The 5,312-nt window shown below is 52.6% G+C and carries 2 tRNA genes and 3 rRNA genes; all 5 read left to right on the top strand.

Features of this window, described 5'->3' with window-relative positions:
* Positions 1-134 precede the first annotated feature (134 nt).
* The 5 genes from ACX17K_RS21895 to rrf all read left to right on the top strand — a co-directional run bounded on the left by ACX17K_RS21895 (position 135) and on the right by rrf (position 5,310).
* A 16S ribosomal RNA gene (locus ACX17K_RS21895) occupies positions 135-1,670 on the top strand.
* 93 nt (positions 1,671-1,763) lie between these two features.
* Positions 1,764-1,840: transfer RNA gene (locus ACX17K_RS21900), tRNA-Ile, on the top strand.
* A gap of 3 nt (positions 1,841-1,843) precedes the next feature.
* Positions 1,844-1,919: transfer RNA gene (locus tag ACX17K_RS21905), tRNA-Ala, on the top strand.
* Positions 1,920-2,173: 254 nt separating this feature from the next.
* Positions 2,174-5,067: ribosomal RNA gene (locus ACX17K_RS21910) — 23S ribosomal RNA — on the top strand.
* Positions 5,068-5,195: 128 nt separating this feature from the next.
* Positions 5,196-5,310: ribosomal RNA gene (rrf, locus tag ACX17K_RS21915) — 5S ribosomal RNA — on the top strand.
* Together the 16S, 23S and 5S rRNA genes with 2 tRNA genes alongside form the textbook arrangement of a ribosomal RNA operon.
* The last annotated feature ends 2 nt before the right edge of the window (positions 5,311-5,312 follow it).

Below are 5,312 nucleotides of genomic sequence, written 5' to 3' on the forward strand. Positions count from 1 at the left end.
TGGCACTGCTCTTTAACAGAACGAATAACCGATAGGTGTAAGTGCTTGGCGAAAGCCGAACACTTGCACTGCAAGAGACAAGAGATACTTGTTTATTTCTTTGAACTTGCGTGCCAGAAAATTTGCTTGAGATTGAACTGAAGAGTTTGATCCTGGCTCAGATTGAACGCTGGCGGCATGCTTTACACATGCAAGTCGAACGGTAACAGGGTGCTTGCACCGCTGACGAGTGGCGAACGGGTGAGTAATGCGTCGGAATGTACCGTGTAATGGGGGATAGCTCGGCGAAAGCCGGATTAATACCGCATACGCCCTGAGGGGGAAAGTGGGGGACCGTAAGGCCTCACGTTATACGAGCAGCCGACGTCTGATTAGCTAGTTGGTGAGGTAAGAGCTCACCAAGGCGACGATCAGTAGCGGGTCTGAGAGGATGATCCGCCACACTGGGACTGAGACACGGCCCAGACTCCTACGGGAGGCAGCAGTGGGGAATTTTGGACAATGGGCGCAAGCCTGATCCAGCCATGCCGCGTGTCTGAAGAAGGCCTTCGGGTTGTAAAGGACTTTTGTTCGGGAGGAAATCCCGCTGGTTAATACCTGGCGGGGATGACAGTACCGGAAGAATAAGCACCGGCTAACTACGTGCCAGCAGCCGCGGTAATACGTAGGGTGCAAGCGTTAATCGGAATTACTGGGCGTAAAGCGTGCGCAGGCGGTTGTGCAAGTCTGATGTGAAAGCCCCGGGCTTAACCTGGGAACGGCATTGGAGACTGCACGACTAGAGTGCGTCAGAGGGGGGTAGAATTCCACGTGTAGCAGTGAAATGCGTAGAGATGTGGAGGAATACCGATGGCGAAGGCAGCCCCCTGGGATGACACTGACGCTCATGCACGAAAGCGTGGGGAGCAAACAGGATTAGATACCCTGGTAGTCCACGCCCTAAACGATGTCAACTAGCTGTTGGGGGTTTGAATCCTTGGTAGCGTAGCTAACGCGTGAAGTTGACCGCCTGGGGAGTACGGCCGCAAGGTTAAAACTCAAAGGAATTGACGGGGACCCGCACAAGCGGTGGATGATGTGGATTAATTCGATGCAACGCGAAAAACCTTACCTGCTCTTGACATGTAACGAACTTGGTAGAGATATCTTGGTGCCCGAAAGGGAGCGTTAACACAGGTGCTGCATGGCTGTCGTCAGCTCGTGTCGTGAGATGTTGGGTTAAGTCCCGCAACGAGCGCAACCCTTGTCATTAGTTGCCATCATTAAGTTGGGCACTCTAATGAGACTGCCGGTGACAAACCGGAGGAAGGTGGGGATGACGTCAAGTCCTCATGGCCCTTATGAGCAGGGCTTCACACGTCATACAATGGTCGGTACAGAGGGTTGCCAAGCCGCGAGGTGGAGCTAATCTCAGAAAACCGATCGTAGTCCGGATCGCACTCTGCAACTCGAGTGCGTGAAGTCGGAATCGCTAGTAATCGCAGATCAGCATGCTGCGGTGAATACGTTCCCGGGTCTTGTACACACCGCCCGTCACACCATGGGAGTGAGTTTCACCAGAAGTGGGTAGGCTAACCGTAAGGAGGCCGCTTACCACGGTGGGATTCATGACTGGGGTGAAGTCGTAACAAGGTAGCCGTAGGGGAACCTGCGGCTGGATCACCTCCTTTCTAGAGAATGGCGATTGCCAAGCACTTACAGCCTATCGGTTATTTGTAGTTAAGGGCAGCCGGGTCGAGAGGCCTGGCGCAAAGAAGTTTACTGGGTTTGTAGCTCAGCTGGTTAGAGCACTGTGTTGATAACGCAGGGGTCGTAGGTTCGAGTCCTACCAGACCCACCAGTTGGGGGATTAGCTCAGTTGGGAGAGCACCTGCTTTGCAAGCAGGGGGTCGTCGGTTCGATCCCGTCATCCTCCACCACACCGCAAACAAAATCGAGTTCGAGAGAGCTAGATTCTGTTTGCGTTGTATAAACGCCCGATCTTTAACAAACTGAAGAAGCCGAATATATTAAGACGGCGAGATGAAAACGTAGAGTTAACTCTTTACGCAGACAGATCGTCATCTTGGGTATTTGATTGTATCTAAGGCTGCGTCGCCATATCAAAAGGGGCGGTGCAGTCGTCGCACAAACACACTTGTTGTTTTAGTGGCTTAGGCTGCTGAAATGATAGGGTCAAGCGACTAAGTGCATCTGGTGGATGCCTTGGCGATCACAGGCGATGAAGGACGTGTAAGCCTGCGAAAAGCGCGGGGGAGCTGGCAATAGAGCTTTGATCCCGCGATATCCGAATGGGGAAACCCACCGCTTAGGCGGTATCCCTGACTGAATACATAGGTCAGTGGAAGCGAACTCAGCGAACTGAAACATCTAAGTAGCTGAAGGAAAAGAAATCAACCGAGATTCCGTAAGTAGTGGCGAGCGAACGCGGAACAGCCTGTATGTGATAGAGATTGCGTTAGTGGAAGGTTCATGGAAAGGACCGCCGTAGTGGGTGATAGCCCCGTACACGAAAACGCATTCTTGGTACTAAGCATACGAGAAGTAGGGCGGGACACGCGAAATCCTGTCTGAATATGGGGGGACCATCCTCCAAGGCTAAATACTCGTGATCGACCGATAGTGAACCAGTACCGTGAGGGAAAGGCGAAAAGAACCCCGGGAGGGGAGTGAAATAGAACCTGAAACCGGATGCATACAAACAGTGGGAGCGGACTTGTTCCGTGACTGCGTACCTTTTGTATAATGGGTCAGCGACTTACGTTCAGTAGCAAGCTTAACCGAATAGGGGAGGCGTAGGGAAACCGAGTCCGAATAGGGCGCTTTAGTTGCTGGGCGTAGACCCGAAACCGAGTGATCTATCCATGGCCAGGATGAAGGTGCGGTAACACGCACTGGAGGTCCGAACCCACTAGTGTTGCAAAACTAGGGGATGAGCTGTGGATAGGGGTGAAAGGCTAAACAAACTCGGAGATAGCTGGTTCTCCCCGAAAACTATTTAGGTAGTGCCTCATGTATCACTTCCGGGGGTAAAGCACTGTTATGGCTAGGGGGTCATTGCGATTTACCAAACCATGGCAAACTCTGAATACCGGAAAGTGCAAGCATGGGAGACAGACGGTGGGTGCTAACGTCCATCGTCAAGAGGGAAACAACCCAGACCGCCAGCTAAGGTCCCAAATGATCAGTTAAGTGGTAAACGAAGTGGGAAGGCATAGACAGCCAGGATGTTGGCTTAGAAGCAGCCATCATTTAAAGAAAGCGTAATAGCTCACTGGTCGAGTCGTCCTGCGCGGAAGATGTAACGGGGCTCAAACTGATAACCGAAGCTGCGGATGGGCGCGTAAGCGTCCGTGGTAGGGGAGCGTTCTGTAGGTCTGTGAAGGTGTCTCGTAAGGGATGCTGGAGATATCAGAAGTGCGAATGCTGACATGAGTAGCGATAAAGCGGGTGAAAAGCCCGCTCGCCGAAAGCCCAAGGTTTCCTACGCAACGTTCATCGGCGTAGGGTGAGTCGGCCCCTAAGGCGAGGCTGAAAAGCGTAGTCGATGGGAAACGGGTTAAAATTCCCGTACTTTTATGCAGTGCGATGTGGGGACGGAGAAGGTTAGGTCAGCGGCCTGTTGGAATAGGTCGTTCAAGCTGGTAGGTGGTTAGAGTAGGCAAATCCGCTCTTTCATTCAACACCGAGAAGTGATAACGAGGGTCTACGGACCTGAAGTGACTGATACCACGCTTCCAGGAAAAGCCACTAAGCTTCAGCTGCATAAGAACCGTACCGCAAACCGACACAGGTGGGCAGGATGAGAATTCTAAGGCGCTTGAGAGAACTCAGGAGAAGGAACTCGGCAAATTGATACCGTAACTTCGGGAGAAGGTATGCCTGTTGAGGTGTAGTGACTTGCTCACGAAGCTTTGACAGGTCGCAGAGAATAGGTGGCTGCGACTGTTTAACAAAAACACAGCACTGTGCCAACACGAAAGTGGACGTATACGGTGTGACGCCTGCCCGGTGCCGGAAGGTTAAGTGATGGGGTGCAAGCTCTTGATCGAAGCCCCGGTAAACGGCGGCCGTAACTATAACGGTCCTAAGGTAGCGAAATTCCTTGTCGGGTAAGTTCCGACCCGCACGAATGGCGTAACGATGGCCACACTGTCTCCTCCTGAGACTCAGCGAAGTTGAAGTGTTTGTGAAGATGCAATCTACCCGCTGCTAGACGGAAAGACCCCGTGAACCTTTACTGTAGCTTTGCATTGGACTTTGAACAGACTTGTGTAGGATAGGTGGGAGGCTTTGAAGCTGAGACGCTAGTTTCAGTGGAGCCGTCCTTGAAATACCACCCTGGTGTGTTTGAGGTTCTAACCTTGGTCCGTGATCCGGATTGGGGACAGTGCATGGTAGGCAGTTTGACTGGGGCGGTCTCCTCCCAAAGTGTAACGGAGGAGTTCGAAGGTTACCTAGGTACGGTCGGAAATCGTGCTGATAGTGCAATGGCAAAAGGTAGCTTAACTGCGAGACCGACAAGTCGAGCAGGTGCGAAAGCAGGACATAGTGATCCGGTGGTTCTGTATGGAAGGGCCATCGCTCAACGGATAAAAGGTACTCCGGGGATAACAGGCTGATACCGCCCAAGAGTTCACATCGACGGCGGTGTTTGGCACCTCGATGTCGGCTCATCACATCCTGGGGCTGTAGCCGGTCCCAAGGGTATGGCTGTTCGCCATTTAAAGTGGTACGTGAGCTGGGTTCAAAACGTCGTGAGACAGTTTGGTCCCTATCTGCAGTGGGCGTTGGAAGTTTGACGGGGGCTGCTCCTAGTACGAGAGGACCGGAGTGGACGAACCTCTGGTGTACCGGTTGTCACGCCAGTGGCATTGCCGGGTAGCTAAGTTCGGAAGAGATAACCGCTGAAAGCATCTAAGCGGGAAACTTGCCTGAAGATGAGACTTCCCTGGAGGCTTGACCTCCCTGAAGAGTCGTTCGAGACCAGGACGTTGATAGGTCGGGTGTGGAAGCGCTGTGAGGCGTGAAGCTAACCGATACTAATTGCTCGTGAGGCTTGATCCTATCATTTGAGTGGCTTAGCGTGGCTAAGTGACAAGAGAGTGGATGTGCGACGTACATCAAATACCGAATATATGAGGGCTGAGACAAAAGACTCAGCCCAGGCTTCTTCAAGTTTGTGCCAGTTTATGTCTGGTGGCCTTAGCGAGGTGGTCCCACGCCTTCCCATCCCGAACAGGACCGTGAAACGCCTTAGCGCCGATGATAGTGTGGCATTCGCCATGTGAAAGTAGGACACCGCCAGACGC

It is taken from the genome of Chromobacterium sp. INPA-IVC, assembly GCF_059047085.1.